1 protein-coding gene is annotated in these 523 nt (G+C 52.0%); it reads left to right on the forward strand.

Features of this window, described 5'->3' with window-relative positions; genetic code table 11:
- Positions 1–127: 127 nt before the first annotated feature.
- On the forward strand, positions 128–523 hold a 396-nt coding region (locus J5224_RS35065; RefSeq protein ID WP_264629397.1), incomplete at its 3' end, for a hypothetical protein.

A 523-nucleotide genomic window follows, 5' to 3' on the forward strand; every position in this document is an offset into this window, starting at 1 on the left:
TCGATGTGAGACCGGTTCCCACCGTCTGAGGCGGTGGGATATCAGATTTTACAACATCGGATTTTACAACGCAGGCTGGACTGGCAACTGTTATCGTGTAATCCACAAAATTGCACGGAATATTGCCATGTTGCCAGCAGTGACTTCCGAATCCATCGCCCTGTTACCCCTTTCTTCCCGTGCCCGGCAGCACGTTGCCTTGACGCCTGCTGCGGTGATGAGTCAAACCCACCTCCGGCAGCATGGACAATTGATCTATCGCTATCAGGACGCGCTTTTCTGGTGTGAACATGAGGATGTCTCCTCGCTGCACAGTCGGGTAAATTACCTTAACAAGGTGGTTAACCATATCAGACAGACGATGCCCAACCGGGATCAACCGCTGACGTTGCTTTCACTGGGGGCCGGTGGGTTGCTGATGGAGTCCTTTATTCATGCGCAGTTACAATGCAATGGATATCAGGACATACACTGGCGGGTAATCGACATCGAATACGGGCCAGATGGCACTCAGCAGTGTCTT

Source organism: Candidatus Symbiopectobacterium sp. NZEC135, assembly GCF_025962695.1.